This window comes from Micromonospora siamensis (assembly GCF_900090305.1).
Lineage (GTDB): Bacteria > Actinomycetota > Actinomycetes > Mycobacteriales > Micromonosporaceae > Micromonospora > Micromonospora siamensis.
In genome coordinates this window covers 4,183,377-4,200,590 of the sequence record NZ_LT607751.1, presented here as the reverse complement: position 1 = coordinate 4,200,590, position 17,214 = coordinate 4,183,377, and the positions used below count along the sequence as shown (strand labels likewise).

The following is a 17,214-nucleotide window of genomic DNA, read 5'->3' as shown; positions in this document are numbered from 1 at the left end:
CCGGTCAGCCGGTGACGGCGTGGGTCAGGGCGTAGCCGGTCCACGCCGCGCCGAGCCCGGCGAGCATGCTGCCCAGCGCGTACGCCAGGGCGTGCCCGCGGTGCCCGTCGCGGCTCAGCCGCAGCGTCTCGTAGCTCAGCGTGGACCAGGTGGTCAGCGCCCCGCAGAAGCCGGTGCCGACCAGCGCGGTCAGCGCCGGGTCGGCCGGGACGGCGGCCACCGCGCCGAGCAGCAGCGACCCGGTGATGTTGACCGTCAGCGTCCCCCACGGCAGCGGCGAGTCGTGCCGGGCCTGCACGGCGCGGTCGGTCAGGTAGCGCAGCGGGGCGCCGAGGGCCGCGCCCAGCGCGATCAGCAGGACGCTCACCGGCGCGCTCCCCGGGCCAGTAACCGGCCGGCGACGGCGTCCCCGGCGCCGACGGCGAGCAGCGCCCCGACCAGGGTGGCCGCCAGGTACGCCAGCGCGGTCCCGGCCGCGCCGGCCGCCAGCAGCCGCTGCGCGTCGACCGCGTACGTGGAGAAGGTGGTGAAACCCCCGAGCACCCCGACGCCGAGGAACGGCCGGACCAGCGGGCCGGTCGGGCGGCCGGTGACCACCGCCATCAGCGCCCCGATCAGCAGGCAGCCGGTGACGTTGATGCCGAAGGTGGCCCACGGGAAGCCGGTGGCGGCGTGCGGGACGGCGGCCTGGAGGCCGGCGCGGGCCAGCGCGCCGAGCACCCCGCCAGCGGAGATCGCGCCGAGCACCGCCGCCGGGTGGGCGGTCAGCTCCCCCCGGTCGGCGGGTACGTGCAGGTCGACGTCGGGGTCGACGCGGTGCTCGGGCGGTGGAGTGGTCACGGTGCGGCGAGCATAGCGCCGCGCCGGCGGCCGGCTCAGACCGCCGTGTGGACCAGCTCGGCGGCGGGCGGCGCGGCGGCCGGCGTACGGGCGGCGCTGCGCTCGGCGACCAGGAGCACGCCGAGGCCGAGCAGGGTGAGGGCGGCGCCGGCCCAGATCGGGGAGGTGTAGCCGAGGCCGGCGCTGATGGTGATGCCGCCGATCCAGGCGCCGAGGGCGTTGCCGAGGTTGAAGGCGGCGATGTTGGCGCCGGAGGCGAGAGTGGGCGCCTGGTGGGCGTACTTCATGATCCGCATCTGCAGCGGGGGCACGGTGGCGAAGCCGAAGGCCCCCATCAGCAGCAGCGACGCGATGGTCAGCGCCGGGCTGGCGGCGGTGAGCGCGAAGCCGGTCAGCACGAGGGTCAGCACCGCCAGCACGGTGACCAGGGTGCGCGACAGGTTCGCGTCGGCGGCCCGGCCGCCGGCCAGGTTGCCGGCGAAGAGCCCGACGCCGAAGAGCACCAGCAGCCACGGCACGGTCGCGGTGGCGAAGCCGCTGACCTCGGTCAGGGTGTACGCGATGTAGGTGAAGGCGCCGAACATGCCACCGAAGCCGAGGACGGTGACGACCAGCGAGAACCAGACCTGCGGTCGGGTGAAGGCGCGCAGCTCGCCGCGGAGCCCACCGCTGGCGGCGGCGTCGGTGGCCGGGCCGCGGCCGGGGACCAGCAGGGCGAGCCCGACCAGTGCCAGCACGCCGATCCCGGTGATCGCCCAGAAGGTGGAGCGCCAGCCCAGGTGCTGGCCGAGCAGGGTGCCGAACGGCACCCCGAGCACGTTGGCGATGGTCAGGCCGGCGAACATCATGGCGATGGCGCCCGCCCGGCGGGCCGGCGGGACCAGGCCGGCGGCGACCACCGCGCCGATGCCGAAGAACGCGCCGTGGCAGAGCGCGGCGACGATCCGGCCGGTCATCATGGTGGCGTAGTCGCCGGCCAGCGCGGAGGTCAGGTTGCCGGCGATGAAGAGCACCATCAGGCCGAGCAGGACCGGCTTGCGGCGCAGCCGGGTGACCGCGGCGGTGAGGGCGACCCCGCCGACGGCGACGCTGAGCGCGTAGCCGGAGATCAGCCGGCCGGCGACCGCCTCGGTGACGGCGAAGTCGGCGGCGACCTGGGGGAGCAGGCCCATGATCACGAACTCGGTGAGGCCGATGCCGAACGCCCCGACGGCGAGGGCGATCAGCCCGCCCGGCAGGGCGGAGGCGCGCTGAGACATGAGGTTCCCATCCGTGTGTCGGATTTTGTGCTTACGAAGACATGACGCGTGTGCAACTAACCGCGTCGACAACGAAATAGTTGCACGCGCCTGCTACCTGCGCAAGCGTGCTAGCATGGGAGCCGGATCACGGCGGAGGGGGCGGCATGGGCATCGGCGACGACGCGGTACAGGTCCGTGCCCAGGGCTGGCGTACGCTCGCCGCCCTGCACGGCCTGATCGAGACCGCACTGGAACGCGCGCTCCAGCAGGAGCACGACCTCTCGGTGGTGGAGTACACCGTGCTCGACGCGCTCTCCCGGCAGGACGGCTGGCACATGCGGATGCGCCAGCTGGCCCGGGCCGCCGCGCTCTCCGGCAGCGCCACCACCCGGCTGGTCACCCGCCTGGAGGAACGTGGCCTGCTCACCCGGATCCTCTGCGCCGACGACCGGCGCGGCATCTACACCGAGCTCACCCCGGCCGGCTCCGAGCTGCTGGCCCGGGCCCGGCCCACCCACGACCGGGTGCTCACCGACGCCCTCGCCGAGGGGGAGCGGACCCCCGAGCTGGCCCCGCTGGTGACCGCCCTGCACCGGCTCCCCGCCGCCGGCTGAACCCGCCACCTGCGGCTCTCCGGCCTGCCCACCGTTGCGCGCGCCGCCGCGCCGCCGCGCCGCCGCGCCGGCCGCCGGGCGGCGGCCGGCGCGTCAGACGGCGGGACCCCGGCCCGGCGCGGCGGGACGGGCCGCCAGGCCGCCGAGGAGCGCGCCCTCGATCGCGGTCAGCGTGATGATCCCGGTCCACAGTTCCGGCGTCCAGCGGACGCCGTCGGCGAGCGCCAAGCCGAGCAGGTGGCCGCCCCACACCAGGGCGGCGAAGGCCGCGCCGGCCAGCGGCAACCGCAGCGACGCGTCCGGGCCGCGCACCGCGTCCAGCCGCGCGAGCACCAGGTCGGCCAGCACGGCGCCCAGCACGGCCCCCGCCGCCGCCCAGACCTGCAGGCGCGGGAACTCGAACATCACCAGGCAGAACAGGGCCGGGCCGGCGACCACCGCGGCCGCCGTGCCGATCGTCGCGCGCCGCCGGAAAGCCAACAGGAACGGCACGCCGAGGGCCACCGTGGTGACGAGGTACGCGTCGACGCCGAGGATCGTCAGCGGCGGATAGACCTCCGGCCCGAGCGGCCGGGTCGGCGTGCTCGTGCGGAACGCGTGCGAGTGGGTGAGCAGGATCGTCGACGCCATCGCCCCGAGCGCCAGCGACGCCACCCCCGTGGCCGCCCGCGCGCCACCCTCACCCCCCGCCCACCAGGAGCGCAGCGGGCTGGTGAGCAGCAGCACCGCTCCGGTGTCGAGCAGCATGTGGCTGGGGCTGAAGGCAGCGTCCAGTCCGACCTCGACGCCGAGGGTCTCGTGCCACACCATGTCCGCCAGGCCGCCCACGCCGAAGAGGACGACGCCCAGCGCCCCCAGCCGGTAGCCGCGTGGCCAGCCGTCCCGCCACCAGCGCGGCGCGGTGTCGCGCCGCCCGTACGCGAGCCAGAACGTCCAGGCGGCGGTCGCGGTGAAGCCGGCGTAGAGCAGGCCGTGCCACGGGGTGAAGAACCCCTCGAGGGTCTCGACGATGTTGATGTGCGCCCACCCGTCGGCGAGGGCGCCGCCGACCAGGAGGGTCCCGAGCAGGACCGTCAGGAGGTCCTCGCGCCGGGTCGCCCGAGGCGCCTCCACCGGGCCCGTCGCCGTGCCGACGGCCTGCGCCCCCGGGCTGTCGGTACGCGTCATCCTCGTGCCTCCCGCTCTCGTGGCCACTGTGCGCCATTCTGCCGCTTCGCTACGTCGCCATCGACCCCGGGGCATGTCTCCGCGCTGACCTGGCAGGACCTGCCGTACGGGCGTACGGTGAGCGGCATCCGCCGGCGTGCCGCGGCGCCGGCCGTGCCACCTTGAGGAGGCCACCGTGCAGGACCGCACCCCTCGTCCGGAGGAGCTTGAGCCCGTGGAGCGGGCCGGCGTCGACGAGCTGCGGGCGCTGCAACTCCAGCGACTGCGGTGGTCGCTGCGGCACGCGTACGACAACGTGCCGCACTACCGGCGGGCGTTCGAGGCGGCCGGGGTGCGTCCCGACGACTGCCGCGACCTGGCCGACCTGGCCCGCTTCCCGTTCACCGGCAAGGCCGAGCTGCGGGAGAACTACCCGTTCGGCATGTTCGCCGTCCCTCGGGAGCGGGTCGCCCGGCTGCACGCCTCCTCCGGCACCACCGGCCGTCCCACCGTGGTCGGCTACACGAAGCAGGACCTGACGACCTGGGCGCGGCTGATGGCCCGCTCCATCCGCGCCTCCGGCGGCCGCCCCGGCGACCGGGTGCACGTCGCGTACGGCTACGGGCTGTTCACCGGCGGGCTGGGCGCCCACTACGGCGCCGAGGAGCTGGGCTGCACCGTCATCCCGGTCTCCGGCGGGATGACCGAGCGGCAGGTGCTGCTGATCCGCGACTTCGAACCCGAGGTCATCATGGTCACCCCCAGCTACATGCTGGCCATCGTGGACGAGATGGAACGCCAGGGCGTCGACCCGCGCGCCACCTCGCTGAAGGTCGGCATCTTCGGCGCCGAGCCGTGGACCGAGGACATGCGCCGGGAGATGGAGCAGCGCCTGGACATGCACGCGGTGGACATCTACGGCCTGTCCGAGGTGATGGGTCCCGGGGTGGCGGTCGAGTGCGTGGAGACCAAGGACGGCCTGCACGTGTGGGAGGACCACTTCTATCCGGAGATCATCGACCCGGTCACCGGGGAGGTGCTGCCCGACGGGGAGCGGGGGGAGCTGGTGCTCACCTCGCTGACCAAGGAGGCGATGCCGGTGGTGCGCTACCGCACCCGCGACCTGACCCGGCTGCTGCCCGGCACGGCCCGCCCGATGCGGCGGATCGAGAAGATCACCGGCCGGACCGACGACATGATGATCGTCCGCGGGGTGAACGTCTTCCCCACCCAGATCGAGGAGCTGATCCTGCGTACCCCCGCGCTGTCGCCGCACTTCCAGTGCGTGCTGGACCGGCAGGGCCGGCTGGACGGCCTCACCGTGAAGGTGGAGCGCCGTCCCGGCGTGGCGCCCGAGGTGGCCGAGCGGGCCGGCCGGGCCCTGGTGGAGCAGGTCAAGAACACCATCGGGGTCAGTGTCGCCGTCGAGGTGATCGCCCCGGACGGCGTGGAACGCTCGATGGGCAAGATGCGCCGCATCGTCGACCAGCGCCGGGAGCGCTGAGGTGACCGCCGGCGACGGCCGGAGCGCCGCACACGCGATGTTCGACGCCGACGTGGCCTCCAAGGGCCTCGGCATCGAGTTGGTCTCGGCCGGTGACGGGGCCGCGGTGGCCCGGATGCGGGTCACCGCCGCGATGCTCAACGGGCACGCCATCGGCCACGGTGGCTTCGTCTTCCTGCTCGCCGACACCGCGTTCGCGCTGGCCTGCAACAGCCACGGCCCGGTCACCGTCGCGGCCGGCGGCGAGATCAGCTTCCTGCGCCCGGTCCGCGAGGGCGACCTGCTGGAGGCCACCGCCACCGAGCGCACCCGCTACGGCCGCAGCGGCATCTACGACGTCACGGTCCGCCGCGATGACGAGGTGGTCGCCGAGTTCCGGGGACGCAGCCGCACCCTGTCCGGCGACGGCTGAGCCACGGCCCGCTCAGCGGGGAGCCTCGACCCAGGTCAGGGTGGGGGCACCCGGACGCAGTGGACCGGCCGCTGGCGCGTTTCCGGTCGGCCGCCGGGCGGACGGTGGGCCGGCCGGGGCCAGCTGGCGGGTGACCTCCACCCGATGGTTGTCGCCGACCGTGAGCGCGGTGAGGCGTACCGGACCGGTCAGGTCGGTCAACGCCGTGGTCAGTCGCTGTCGCAACGCATCCCGGCCCGGACCGACAGTCGGTAGCGCGTCCAGCCAACGGTCCGCCGCCCGCCGCTGCGCGTCGTCCGCGGCGTCGGCGATGTCGAGGCGGTCCAGCACCCGGCCGCGGGGTCGTACCGCGAGCATCGCGATGTCGTCGCCTTCGTGGTCGTGGAAGCCCTCGACCGTACGGTGGACGGTGTCGAGCACCAGGTCGGCCGGGCCTGGGGCCTTGGCCAGGACAGCGGCCAGCCGGTCCACCCCGAACAGCTCGTCGCCGCGGCGGGCCTCGGTGATGCCGTCGGTGAACAGCAGCACCACGTCGTCCGGGTCGAGCAGCAGCTCCGTCTCGGGAAACACCGGATCGGCCAGCATGCCCAGCATCGGACCGCCCCGGCCGATCTCGGACGCGACGCCGTCGTGGCGCAGCAGCGGTCTGGGGTGCCCACCGCAGGCGACCCGCAGCCGGCTGTGCCGGCCGTCCCCGGCGGCGCGGATCTCCGCCACCACGGCCGTGCAGAACTCGCCGTTGTCCCAGGTCATGCGGAGCGCGCTGTTGAGTCGGTGGAGCGCCTGCGCCGGTGAGGCGCCATCCTGCACCACGGTGCGCAGCACCGACCGGGCATGGCCGGTGATCGCTGCCGCGCCGGCCCCCCGGCCGCAGACGTCCCCGACCACCAGCACCAGGTGATCCTCGGCCAGCGGGACGACGTCGTAGAAGTCGCCGCCGACGTCGAGGGACCGTTCCCCAGGCGCATAACAGGCGGCGAGGTCGAAGCCGGGCACGTCGGGCAGACGCGAGGGGAGGAGCCGGTACTGCAACGCCTGGACGTCGGCCGAGCGCTTGGCGTACAGCCGGGCGTTGTCCACCGCCACCGCGGCCCGGACCGCCAGCTCGTCCAGCAACCCGTCGTCGAGCAGCCGGGGCCGGCCGCCGGCCGGTGGCTCGACCAGGGTGAGCGCGCCGATGGGGTGGCCCTGGGCGAGCAGCGGCACGATCCGCAGCCGGTCCAACGCGAGTGTCGGATGCGCGAGGGCGCCCGCGCGTGGGCCACCGGCCAGGCAGGCCCCGACCAGCTGGAGCAGCTCGGGGTGGGCGCCCAGCACGGCCGGCATGGTCAGCTCCGCCCGGGCGTCGACGTGGCTCGCCGCGACGAGCCGCAGAGCGCGTTGATCCTGCAGGTGCACCAGGCAGCCGTCGGCCAAAGAGGGCACGACGAGCCGGGCCAGCCGTTGCAGGATCTCGTCCACGTCCAACGAGGACGCCAGCTCGGCCGAGGCGTAGGTGAGCAGGTCGGCGCGGGCCCGGGCGGTGTGGTTCTGCTCGTGCGCCACCGCCCGGTCGAGCACCGCCGTGGCGAGCGGGGCCAGCTCCGTGAGGCGGCTCCAGGCGGCTGTCAGGTCCGCCGCGCCGTCCAGCGCGGCCACCAGCGAGGCCGTGGCGAGCTGCCCGCGCAGCGGTACGACGGCCACCTGGCGGGTGCCGGAGCACACCAGCCGGGCGGCGTCCGGTGCGAAGCGGTCCACCAGCTCGGTGAGGCCCCAGACCCGGTTGGCCGTGGTGCCGGGTCCCAGCCGGACGGCAAGGTCGAGCAACGCGGCCCGGCTGTCCGGGTCGACGCCACGGGCGCCGAGGTGCTGGCCGCCGCCGTCGGTGTCGTGCCGCACCACCACCGCGGCGACCACGCCGTCCAGCGCGGCGCAGGCGTCGGCCAGTACCGCGCCTACCTGCTGCGCACTTGCCGCGGCGGCCAGCCGGTCGGTCAGGTCCTGGCGGTCCCGGGCCAACCGGATGGTCTGGGCGTCCCGGGTGGCCAGACGGCGCAGCCGCAGCTCGGTGCCGACGGACGCGGCGAGCGCCTCCAGGATCTCCCGCCCACGGGCGGGCCAGTCGTGCGGCTGGTCGTCGTACACGCACAGGGCGCCGACCAGCGTTCCGTCGACGCTGAGCGGCACCCCGAGGTACGCCCCGACGGCACCCGACCGCACCGGTGGCAAGGTGCTGACCCGGGTGTCACCGGTGGCGTCGGTGACCACCAGCGGCGCGCGCAGCGACATGGTGACGGTGCACAACGAGTCGGCCGCCGGCCCGACCGTCCCCGCCTCCGGCGCGCCGCCTGCCGTCCCGGCCACCGTCTGCTCCGCCCCGATCAGTGAGACCTGGGCGCTGGGCGCCCCGCACAGGTCGGCCGCGAGGGCGGTCAGCCGATCGACGGTGTCACCGGCGTCGACCAGGGCGGCCAGCAGCTCACGCACTGTCTCCCGGCGAACCGGGTCGTGGACCAGCCGGTTGTCGATGACGCCGGCCGGGCCGGCGTCGTGGCCCTGGAGCCGGTCCAGCGTGACGGCCACCTGGTCCGCCAGCACCAGCAGGTAGAGCTGCTCCACGCCGCTGCACTCGCGTGGCGCGCGGAACGAGATCCCCAGGACGCCCAGCACCCGGTCGTGGGCGACGAGCGGCAGCGCGACCAGGGACGAGTAGCCGGTGCGCTCCCGCCGGACCGACGGGAAGCAGGAGTCCCGGACCCCCTCGTCGGTGACCCACACGGACTGTCGGTTACGGGCGGCCAACCCGGCCGGCGTCTCGCCGGCGATCGGGAACCGGGCGCCGAGCGGTGCGAGATCGGGAGGGTAGCCCTCGCCGGCCGCGATGACCAGATCGTCGTCGTCGGCCAGGAAGAGCACCGCGCCGTCCGCGCCGGTCGCCGACCGGGCCTGCGCGATCGCGATGGCGATCAGTTCGTCGGCGGAGAGGGCCGTGGCGCACGCGGCACGGAGCATCGCGACGCGGCGGCGCAGGGACTCGGCCTCCGCGACGGACGTCTCGGTGCCGTGCCTGCCGCTCATCTGCTCCGTCTCCCGGCGTGCGGTGGACTTGTTTGCTCTACTGCAACGAGTACAGTGCGTGCGGCCGACTTTAGCAGCAGGGAACGACAGCGGAACGGCTCGCCGTAACCGCCGGATGGCGCCGGTGTGAACCACGCGGAACAGGAGGTGAGTCGCACCGTGGAAAGCCGGTGGGACCGCGAGGCGAGGGCCGAGCAGAGCGTCGGCACGCCGTTCGACTTCACCGAGTGCGTACGCGAGCAGATCCACCTGCTCGGCGGCGTCCAGTCGTACGGCGCCCTGGTGGCGGTGCGCGACAGCGTCGTTGCGGTGGCCAGCAGCAACACCGGGGCGGTGCTGGGCGTCGCGCCGGCCGAACTGGTCGGCACCCCACTGAGCCGGCTGCTGTCCCCGGACCAGATCGACGCCGCGCTGACCCTGGAACAGGCCGACACCGGCGAGACGGCCGTGCTGCCGGTCACCGCCGGCCCGCACCGGCGTGCCTTCGACCTCACCCTGCACCGCGTCGACGGGCGGCTGGTCCTGGAGTTCGAGCCGGCCGAGCCCGACCGGCCGCCGTTCACCCGGTTCTACACCCTGGTCCGGCAGGCGCTGACCCGGCTGCAACGGGCCACCTCGGTGACCGAGGCCTGCCAGGCCGCCGTCCGCGAGGTGCGCGCCATCACCGGGTACGACCGGGTGGTCGCGTACCGGTTCGAGACCCTCGACGGGCCGGGGGAGGTCGTCGCGGAGGACCGCGCCGCCGAGCTGGAGCCCTGGCTCGGTCTCTGGTTCCCCGCCACGGACATCCCACCGCAGGCCCGTCGCCTCTATGAACGCAACTGGATCCGGGTGATCGCCGACGTCGAGGACCCGACCGCCTCGCTGACGCCGCCCCGACTGGCCGACACCGGCGCGCCGCTTGACCTGTCCCGCTCGGTGCTGCGGACCGTCTCGCCCTTCCACCTGGAGTACCTGCGTAACATCGGCGTCGCCTCGTCGATGTCGGTGTCGCTGCTGGCCGAGGAGCGACTCTGGGGGCTCATCGCCTGCCACGGTCGCCGGCCCCGCCGGCTCGGCGCGGAACTCCGGTCGGCCTGCGAGTTCTTCGGGGTCGCGCTCTCGCTGCACCTGGCCGCGCTGCGGGCCCGGGACGAGGCGGTCGGGCTGGAGCGGGGCCGGGCCGCGCTCGCCCGCGCGACGGAGACGATGGCCGACGCCCTGCCCACCGCCCTGCTGGAGGGTCCGGTCGACCTGCTGGCCCTGGTCGACGCCGACTCCGTCGTGGTGCGCCTGGGTGACGAGACCGCGGTACGCGGGGCGCCGCTGCCACCGCAACTGGTCGACGACCTCTGGGCCGGACTGCCGGCGTCGACGCCCGGCCGGCCGTGGTCCTCCGACCACCTGGCCGGCGCGCTGCCGGGCGGCTGGCGGCACGACGGTCAGGTCAGCGGGGCGCTGGTGCTGCCGTTGAGCCGGGCCGGGGACTGCATCGCCTGGCTGCGCCGGGAACGGACCGTCGAACGTCGCTGGGCGGCGGACCCGGGTGCGCCGGTGGTGCTCGGGCCCAACGGCGAGCGGCTCACCCCGCGCGGTTCCGCCGCCGTCTTCCTCGCCACCGTACGCGGGCACAGCCGGCCCTGGACGGTCACCGACGCCACGGTCGCCACCGAGCTGGGCCGGGCCGTCACGGACGTGATCCTGCGGCACGCCGCCGCGCTCGCCGGGCTCAACCGGGAGCTGAGCCGGATCAACCTCGACCTGGAGTCGTTCGCCCACGTCGCCGCGCACGACCTGAAGGAGCCGTTGCGTGGCATCGCCAACGCCGCGACCTTCATCCTCGAGGACGCCGGCTCCGAGGTCGACGAGGTGACCCTGCGCCGGTTGCGCACCGTGGAGCGGCTCGCCGTACGCATGGACGAGCTGCTCAACTCGCTGCTCTACTTCGCCCGGGTGGGGCAGACCAGCCTGCGCCGACGCCTGGTGGACCTGCGCACCGCGGTCGAGCACGCCCTGGAGATCGCCGGGCCCCGGCTGCGCGACGCCGCGATGGAACTGCGGATGCCCGAGCGCGGGGCGGCGACGGTCGACGTGGACCTGGACCGGTTCGCGGAGATCCTGGTGAACCTGCTGGTCAACGCCGCCAAGTACGCCCGCGAGGAGCAGCCGCGGTGGGTCGCCGTGGAAATGCTGGACGCGGTGCCGCCGGGGGCCACCGAGCCGGTCCCCGCGGTCGCCGTCACCGACAACGGCATCGGTGTGCCCGCCCACCTACGGGGCGAGGTGTTCCAACTGTTCCGTCGGCTGCATCCGCAGTCCGCCCACGGCGGTGGCTCCGGTGCCGGTCTGGCGATCGTCAAGCGGCTGGTCGAGCGGCACGGCGGTCAGGTCTGGATCTCCGACGGCCCGGAGGGCGGCACGTCGGTCCGGTTGACCCTGCCGGCCGCGGAGGACGAACCGCGCCAGTAGTCCAGGGCGCCCCGCAGCACGCTCTGGAACAACGCGAAGCTGACCGGCTTGTAGAGGTAGCTGTCGGCGCCGGCGGCATAGCAGGCCGCGACCTCGTCCGGGGCGGTCGACGAGGTGAAGACCACCACCCGCAGTTCGGCGAACTCGGGTCGCCGGCGGATGTCGGCGAGCACCCGGTGCCCGTCGTCGCCGGGGAGGTTGAGGTCGAGCAGCACCAGCCCGGGGCGGGGCGCCCGGGGATCGGTGAGCCGGGGCAGCACCTCCGCGCCGCTGCGCAGCACCTCGAGCACCACCTCGGGGTGGGAGCGGCCGACGGCCCGGGTGATGGCCTCGACGTCCTCGTCGGAGTCCTCCACCACGAGCATCAGATCGCTGCGCACCGCGCGACACCTCCATCCAACCGGCCCGTCGGGCACCGGGGCTCGATCGACCGGCTCGGGCGACCCGTGCGACCCGTACCCCGACGGGCGCCCGCCGGCGGCCTTCCCCCGAGCCCTCGGGGACTCGATGGGCCGGTGCCCAACCGCGGGTGCCGGAAACGTCGGAGAGGGGGCCGCAGCGCCGGCCGGAGGCATCGTTCCCGATTCGTCTGACCTGGCTGAGGGCTGTCCTTGCGCGCATCGTACGGCATCCGCCGCGGCGCGGGCGGGTCCGGGCATCGACCGCCGCCCGCGGGCGACCGGCGGGTCGGTGCCACGGTCAGGCCGCGGTGAGCCCCGAGGCGGGCGCCGCCCGGGGGACGCGACCGGTGCGGCGAGCGGTCCGCCGGGCCGGCCGCGCGGCGCCGACGGGTCCGCTCCAGGACGGCCGTGCCCAGGAGGGCGGTCCCGCCGGCCCGACCGGCCCGGCGATGACCGCGGCGGGGTGGCCGGCGGAGACCGCGGCGGGTTGGCCGTTGGCGGCGGTCGCCCCGGCCGCGACGTCGGCGGGGACCGTGGTGACGTCGGCGGCGACCGTCGCCGTTCCGGTCGGCGCGGTGCGCCGGCGGGCGCGACGGGCCAGTTCGGCCTGCACCCGGCGCGGCAGCCGGCCGTGCGCCACCCGGCCCAGCGCCGGCTCGGTGAGCAGGTGGCCGCCGCGACGGGAGCGGCGCAGCAGCCCCGCCGCCACCAGCAGCCGCAGCATCCCGGCGGCCCGCCCCGGTGACCAGCCGAGCAGCCGGTCCACGGCGGTGCCGGTGACCCCCGTGCCGAGGACCGTGGCGGCGGCCAGCACCGCCCGCTGCGCGCCGTCGAGCCGGTCCAGCCGGGCGTCGGCGATCCGGCGGACCCGCTCCGGCACGGCGGCGCCGGGCGTCGCGGGGGCGCCCTCCTCGGCGAGCGCACGTACGTAGGCCTGCGCGACGCCCGGGTTGCCGCCGACCTGGGACACCAGGAGCCGGGCCAGCGCGGCCGGCCGGCCCGTCCGGTCGAGCAGGTGGCGCAGCAGGCGTCCGGTGTCCACGGCACCCAGCGCGGGAAGCGGCACCCGGTGGACCCGGTCGCCGGTGGTCAGCGGTTCGGCCCGGTCCGGGCCGTGGGTCGTCACCACCGCCAGCCGTGCCCGGCCCAGGGTCGCCTCGGCGAGGAGCACCCGCAGGAACCGGCCGAGGGCCGGGCCGGCGCGGTCCGCGTCGTCCACCGCCACCACCACCGGCTGACCGGCGGCCAGGGCCAGCAGCACCTGCCGACAGACCGTCGACCCGCGACCGGCCGTACCCGTGCCCTCGGCGGCGGCGAGCAGGTCGGCCAGCGCGGGCACCGCGGCCTCGCCCAGCGCCGGCGGTAGCAGGCCGCCGAGCGCCTCGGCCAGCCGCCGCCGCACGACCGCCGGCGGCTCACCCGCGCCGACCCCGGTCAGGTCGCGGACCAGACCGGCCAGCGGCGCGAGGGGCTGCTCCGGGTACGGCGGGCAGTGCGCGACGATCCAGCGCACCGGCACACCGTCCACCGTCGACACCGTCCGGGCCAGCTCGTGCAGCAACCGGCTGCGCCCGCTGCCGCTCAGGCCGACCAGCGCCACCCGGCCCGGCCGGCGGTCGCGCAGGGCCCGGAGGATCTCGTCACCGGCGCTGGCCAGCTCGCGGCGGCGCCCGACCAGCGGGCCCTGGTGCCGGGCGCGGCGCGGGGCGGCGGTCCCGACGGCCCGCCACAGCGGCATCGTCCTGCCGGCGATCGACGTCGAGACGAGCGGTCGCTGCTCGACCAGGTCGACGGTGGCCCGGTGGGTGGCCGGACAGAGCGCCACCGCGCCGGGCGGGGCGTACTCCTGGAGGCGGGCCGCGGTGGTGATCACCGCGCCGCTGGCCGTGCCGTGCGCCCCGTCGCGGGTGGCGGGCACGTCCACCAGCACCTCACCGGTGGCGACCCCGACCCGGATCCGCACCGCCGAGCCGCCGGCCAGTGGCCGCCCGTCCAGCACCCGCTGGATCTCCAGCCCGGCCCGCACCGCCCGGTACGCGTCGAAGCCGTCGGACCGGCCGGCGCCGAAGAGCGCCATCACGGCGTCGCCGACGTACTTCTCGACCGTGGCACCCCACCGGCGCAGCACCGCCGCGACCGTGTCGAAGTAGTCGCGTTGCAGGGCCCGGACGTCCTCCGGGTCCAGCCGTTCGACCAGCGCGGTCGAGCCGACGATGTCGGCGAAGAGCACGCTGACCGTGCGCCGCTCCTCCGGCGCCGGCCAGCGGATCGACGTCTCCGGCTCCGGGCCGGTCACGAGTGTGGACACTGGCGTCGCACCTGCCTTCCCCCCACTGGTGGCTGATGACCGCACCGAGATTCGCACCACCGGGCCGACGGTGGATCTGCCGAACGACGTATGTCGGGCCCCCGCAACCGTTCAGTCGCAATCGCGACCCGAGGAGTACCGCAGGCCCCGGAACGCAGTAGAGCGCCGCCCGACCCTGTGACTAGGCTGCGTCCATGGCCAGCGACGTGGACAGTCCGCCCCTCGTCGGCCGGGCCGACCAGGTGTCGACGCTGCGGTCCGCGCTGCTCGACGACGTACCGGCGGGGCACACCGCCGCGGTCTTCCTCACCGGTGAGAGCGGGGTGGGCAAGACCCGGCTGCTGCACGAGGTGGGCGACCGGCTGCGCGGCGGCGGGGCGGTGGTGCTCACCGGCTCCTGCCTGGACATCGGCGACGCCTCCCCGCTGCACCCGCTGCGGCACGCGCTGCGCCGCTTCGACGCCGAGCTGACCGCCGGCCGGGCCCGCACCTCGTCCACGGTGCGGGGCCTGTTGCAGGTGTTCACCGAGGAGACCACCGGGCCCGACGGCGCCGGGGCGCTGCTGGAACGGGTCTCCCGCGGACTGAGCCTGATCGCCGAGGGCCGGCCGCTGGTGCTGGTCCTGGACGACCTCCAGTGGGCCGACCGCAGCACCCGGCAGCTGCTGCTCTATCTGCTCGCCGGCCTGGGCGACCTGCAACTGTCGGTGCTGGCCGCGGTGCGGGCCGAGTCGTTGCAGGGCGCCCACCCGCTGCGCCGGGTGCTGACCGAGCTGCGCCGGCTGCGCTCGGTCCGGGTGGTCGACCTGGCGCCGCTGGACCGCGCCGACACCGACGAGCTGGCCGCCGCCATCGCCGGACCCGCGCTGACCCCGGAGGCCGCCGAGCTGGTCTGGCAGCGCAGCGGCGGGAACCCGTTCGTGGTCGAGGAACTCGCCCGCGACCTGCGCGACGGTAACCACGGCCTCTCCGACACCCTGCGGGAGATCTTCCTCGCCCGGGTGGAGGCGCTGCCGACCCCCGCCCGGTCGGTGATGCAGGCGGTCGCCGCCGGCGTCGAGCCGGTGGAGCACTGGCTGCTGGCCCGGGCGGTGCCGCTGGAGGAGCAGGAGCTGATCGAGGCGGTCCGGGCCGCGGTCTCCCACCGGCTGCTGGTCGGCGCCGACGACGGCTACCGGCTGCGGCACCGGCTGGTGGCCGAGGTACTCGCCGACGAGCTGCTGCCGGCCGAGCGGGCCGCCCTGCACCGGCGGTACGCCGAGGCGCTCACCGCCGTCCCCGCCGACCTGCACCAGGCCCGGCTGGCCCACCACTGGCGGCTGGCCGGCGAGCCGGCCCGCGCGCTGCCCGCGGCGATCGCCGCCGCCGAGGAGGCCGAGCGGCTGCACGGCTTCGCCGAGGCGCACCGGCACTGGTCGGCGGCGTTGCAGCTGGCCGCGACGGCCACCGACCCGACCGCCGGCGCGGACCGGGCCCGCCTGCTGGAACGCGCCGCGGAGGCCGCCCACCACTGCGGCGAGCACGCGCGGGCCCTGGAGCTGCTGGCGGAGCTGGCCGCCGGGCCCGGCGGCCCGACCACCTGTGAGCTGCACATCCGTCGGGCCCGCTACCTGGCCGCCGCCGGCCGGTCCGCGCCGGCCGAGGCGGAGTACCGGTCGGCCCTGGCGGCGGCCGACTGCTCGCCCCGGGAACGCGCCACCGCCGCCGCGCACCTGGCCGAGCTGCTGCTGCACCTCGGCCGGTACGCCGACGCCGGCGACCGGGCCCGGGAGGCGCTGGCGCTGGCCGCCGACGTCGAGGGCGCCGCCTCCGAGGTGGTGCTGGCCAGCTCGGCACTGGGCTTCAGCCAGGCCTACCTGGCCGATCCGGAGAGCGGCCTGGCCGCCGTCCGGGAGGCCCTCGAGGTCGCCGAGCGGTCCGGCCGGCCGGAGGACGTGGCCTGCGCGTACCTGCACCTCGCCGAGCTGCTGACCGGCCCGCTGAACGTCCTCGAGGAGGGCGTGGTGGTCGCCCGCCGCGGCGCAGAGCGGGTGGCCGAGCTGGGGTTGGGCCGCACCTACGAGACGCGGCTGCTGGCCATCGCCACCAACGGGCTGTTCCGGGTCGGGCAGTGGGCCGAGGCGGAGAAGGTCGTCGCGGCCGCGCTGCGGCACCGTCCCTCCGGCGCCGACGCGGTGGAACTGCTGCTGGCCCGCTGCCGGCTCTCCGTCGGCTACGGCGACGTCGAGGCCTCCGACCGGGACCTGGACGCGGTGGCCACCATGCTGGCCGGCGGGGGCGCCCGGCACGTGCTGCCGATGCTGATCCTGCGGGCCGGGCTGGCCATGTGGCAGGGGCGGCCCGACCTGGCCCGGCAGGCCGTCGCGCGGGGCCTGACCGAGAGCCGCTCCGACGACGTGATCGTGCTGGCCACCCTGGCCTGGCACGGCCTGCGGGCCGAGGCCGAGGCGTACGCCGACCGCACCGCCGAGGTGGACCACACCGCGGTACGCCGGCTGCGCGGCGTCGTCGAGCGGGTGGCCGCCAAGAGCGGGCAGGCCGCCCGGCCGGTCCGCTACGTCGCCGAGGGCTTCCTGGCGCTCTGCGCGGCGGAGGTGAGCCGGCTCGACGACGGGCGCGGCGACCCGGAGCTGTGGGCCCGGTCGGTCACCGAGTGGGACCGGCGCAACCACCCGTACCCGGCGGCGTACTCCCGACTGCGGCAGGCCGAGGCGCTGCTGGGTCGGCGGTCCCGGGTGGCCACCGCCGGGAAGCTGCTGCGGCAGGCGTACCGGATGGCGCAGGGGCTGGGCGCGGAGCCGCTGAGCTCGGAGATCCGTACCCTGGCCGGTCGGGCCCGGGTGACCCTGGAGGAGCGGCCCGCCGTCGTGGCGCGCCCGGCCGCGCCCCGAGCGGTGTCGGCGCCGGTCGGGTCCGGCGGCGACGAGCTGGCCGGCCTGACCGCCCGGGAACGCGAGGTGCTCGCCGCCGTCGCGGAGGGGCTGACCAACCGGGAGATCGGCCAGCGGCTGTTCATCAGCGAACGGACCATCGGCGTGCACGTGTCGCACATCTTCGACAAGTTGCAGGTGCGCACGCGGGTCCAGGCCAGCGCCATCTTCCTGCGCAACCCGGCCGGCTGAGGCGTACGTACCTCGGCCGGCGGCGGCCGACATACGTCGTTCTACTGATCCGGCGTCCCGCCCCGCGCTGACAGGCTGTGGACAGTTCCGCGGGCGGCACGGGGGTGCCTGACGAGCACAG

Annotated in this window: 12 protein-coding genes; 5 read left to right on the top strand and 7 right to left on the bottom strand. The window is 75.7% G+C overall.

Annotated elements, in window-relative coordinates:
- Positions 1-4 precede the first annotated feature (4 nt).
- Genes crcB through GA0074704_RS19475 form a run of 3 tightly spaced genes read right to left on the bottom strand, consistent with a single transcriptional unit; the run spans position 5 to position 2,099 of the window.
- Positions 5-367, bottom strand: a complete 363-nt coding sequence (gene crcB / locus GA0074704_RS19485; protein WP_088971825.1) for a fluoride efflux transporter CrcB — start codon at positions 365-367, stop codon at positions 5-7.
- The gene (locus GA0074704_RS19480) at positions 364-840 is read right to left on the bottom strand and encodes a FluC/FEX family fluoride channel (protein ID WP_088971824.1); all 477 of its coding nucleotides are present in this window, start codon (positions 838-840) and stop codon (positions 364-366) included. Before GA0074704_RS19480 ends, crcB begins: the two co-directional genes overlap by 4 nt.
- 35 nt (positions 841-875) lie before the next feature.
- Positions 876-2,099, bottom strand: coding sequence for an MFS transporter (locus tag GA0074704_RS19475; RefSeq protein WP_231926572.1), 1,224 nt, complete (start codon positions 2,097-2,099; stop codon positions 876-878).
- Positions 2,100-2,245: 146 nt separating this feature from the next.
- Here GA0074704_RS19475 and GA0074704_RS19470 point away from each other — a divergent pair, with 146 nt between their 5' ends.
- Positions 2,246-2,695 (top strand): MarR family winged helix-turn-helix transcriptional regulator, encoded by a 450-nt coding sequence (locus GA0074704_RS19470; protein WP_088971823.1) that lies wholly within the window; start codon positions 2,246-2,248, stop codon positions 2,693-2,695.
- Positions 2,696-2,788: 93 nt separating this feature from the next.
- On the opposite strand, the gene GA0074704_RS19465 is transcribed toward GA0074704_RS19470, so the two are convergent.
- Complete coding sequence (locus GA0074704_RS19465) at positions 2,789-3,862, bottom strand: hypothetical protein (protein ID WP_088971822.1); 1,074 nt, start codon at positions 3,860-3,862, stop codon at positions 2,789-2,791.
- A gap of 175 nt (positions 3,863-4,037) precedes the next feature.
- Between GA0074704_RS19465 and paaK the strand changes: the two genes are divergently transcribed.
- Entirely contained in the window at positions 4,038-5,345 is a 1,308-nt protein-coding gene (paaK, locus tag GA0074704_RS19460) for a phenylacetate--CoA ligase PaaK (RefSeq protein WP_088973820.1), read from the top strand.
- A 37-nt stretch (positions 5,346-5,382) separates the two neighbouring features.
- On the top strand, positions 5,383-5,757 hold the full coding sequence (gene paaI / locus GA0074704_RS19455) for a hydroxyphenylacetyl-CoA thioesterase PaaI (protein ID WP_088973819.1): 375 nt from the start codon (positions 5,383-5,385) through the stop codon (positions 5,755-5,757).
- A 12-nt stretch (positions 5,758-5,769) separates the two neighbouring features.
- Here the strand turns inward: paaI and GA0074704_RS19450 are convergent, their stop codons facing one another.
- Positions 5,770-8,814 (bottom strand): SpoIIE family protein phosphatase, encoded by a 3,045-nt coding sequence (locus tag GA0074704_RS19450; RefSeq protein WP_088971821.1) that lies wholly within the window; start codon positions 8,812-8,814, stop codon positions 5,770-5,772.
- A gap of 147 nt (positions 8,815-8,961) precedes the next feature.
- Between GA0074704_RS19450 and GA0074704_RS19445 the strand changes: the two genes are divergently transcribed.
- Positions 8,962-11,262 carry an ATP-binding protein gene (locus GA0074704_RS19445; RefSeq protein ID WP_197697553.1) on the top strand — a complete coding sequence of 767 codons (2,301 nt, stop codon included), beginning with the start codon at positions 8,962-8,964 and terminating at the stop codon, positions 11,260-11,262.
- Here GA0074704_RS19445 and GA0074704_RS19440 read toward each other — a convergent pair.
- Positions 11,178-11,642, bottom strand: a complete 465-nt coding sequence (locus tag GA0074704_RS19440; protein ID WP_231926570.1) for a response regulator — start codon at positions 11,640-11,642, stop codon at positions 11,178-11,180. The two genes, GA0074704_RS19445 and GA0074704_RS19440, sit on opposite strands and share 85 nt — an antisense overlap.
- A 319-nt stretch (positions 11,643-11,961) precedes the next feature.
- Complete coding sequence (locus tag GA0074704_RS19435; RefSeq protein ID WP_231926568.1) at positions 11,962-13,971, bottom strand: adenylate/guanylate cyclase domain-containing protein; 2,010 nt, start codon at positions 13,969-13,971, stop codon at positions 11,962-11,964.
- 194 nt (positions 13,972-14,165) lie between these two features.
- On the opposite strand from GA0074704_RS19435, the gene GA0074704_RS19430 reads away from it, so the two are divergent.
- A complete protein-coding gene (locus GA0074704_RS19430; protein WP_088971819.1) occupies positions 14,166-17,093 on the top strand; it encodes a helix-turn-helix transcriptional regulator in 2,928 nt (975 codons plus the stop codon).
- Positions 17,094-17,214 lie beyond the last annotated feature (121 nt).

What these genes read in the sequence shown, in the direction of transcription:
- GA0074704_RS19475 (WP_231926572.1), bottom strand. Translation starts at nt 2,099, where the DNA reads ATGTCTCAGCGCGCCTCCGCCCTGCCGGGCGGGCTGATCGCCCTCGCC.
- GA0074704_RS19430 (WP_088971819.1), top strand. Translation starts at nt 14,166, where the DNA reads ATGGCCAGCGACGTGGACAGTCCGCCCCTCGTCGGCCGGGCCGACCAG.
- GA0074704_RS19470 (WP_088971823.1), top strand. Translation starts at nt 2,246, where the DNA reads ATGGGCATCGGCGACGACGCGGTACAGGTCCGTGCCCAGGGCTGGCGT.
- paaI (WP_088973819.1), top strand. Translation starts at nt 5,383, where the DNA reads ATGTTCGACGCCGACGTGGCCTCCAAGGGCCTCGGCATCGAGTTGGTC.
- GA0074704_RS19465 (WP_088971822.1), bottom strand. Translation starts at nt 3,862, where the DNA reads ATGACGCGTACCGACAGCCCGGGGGCGCAGGCCGTCGGCACGGCGACG.
- GA0074704_RS19450 (WP_088971821.1), bottom strand. Translation starts at nt 8,814, where the DNA reads ATGAGCGGCAGGCACGGCACCGAGACGTCCGTCGCGGAGGCCGAGTCC.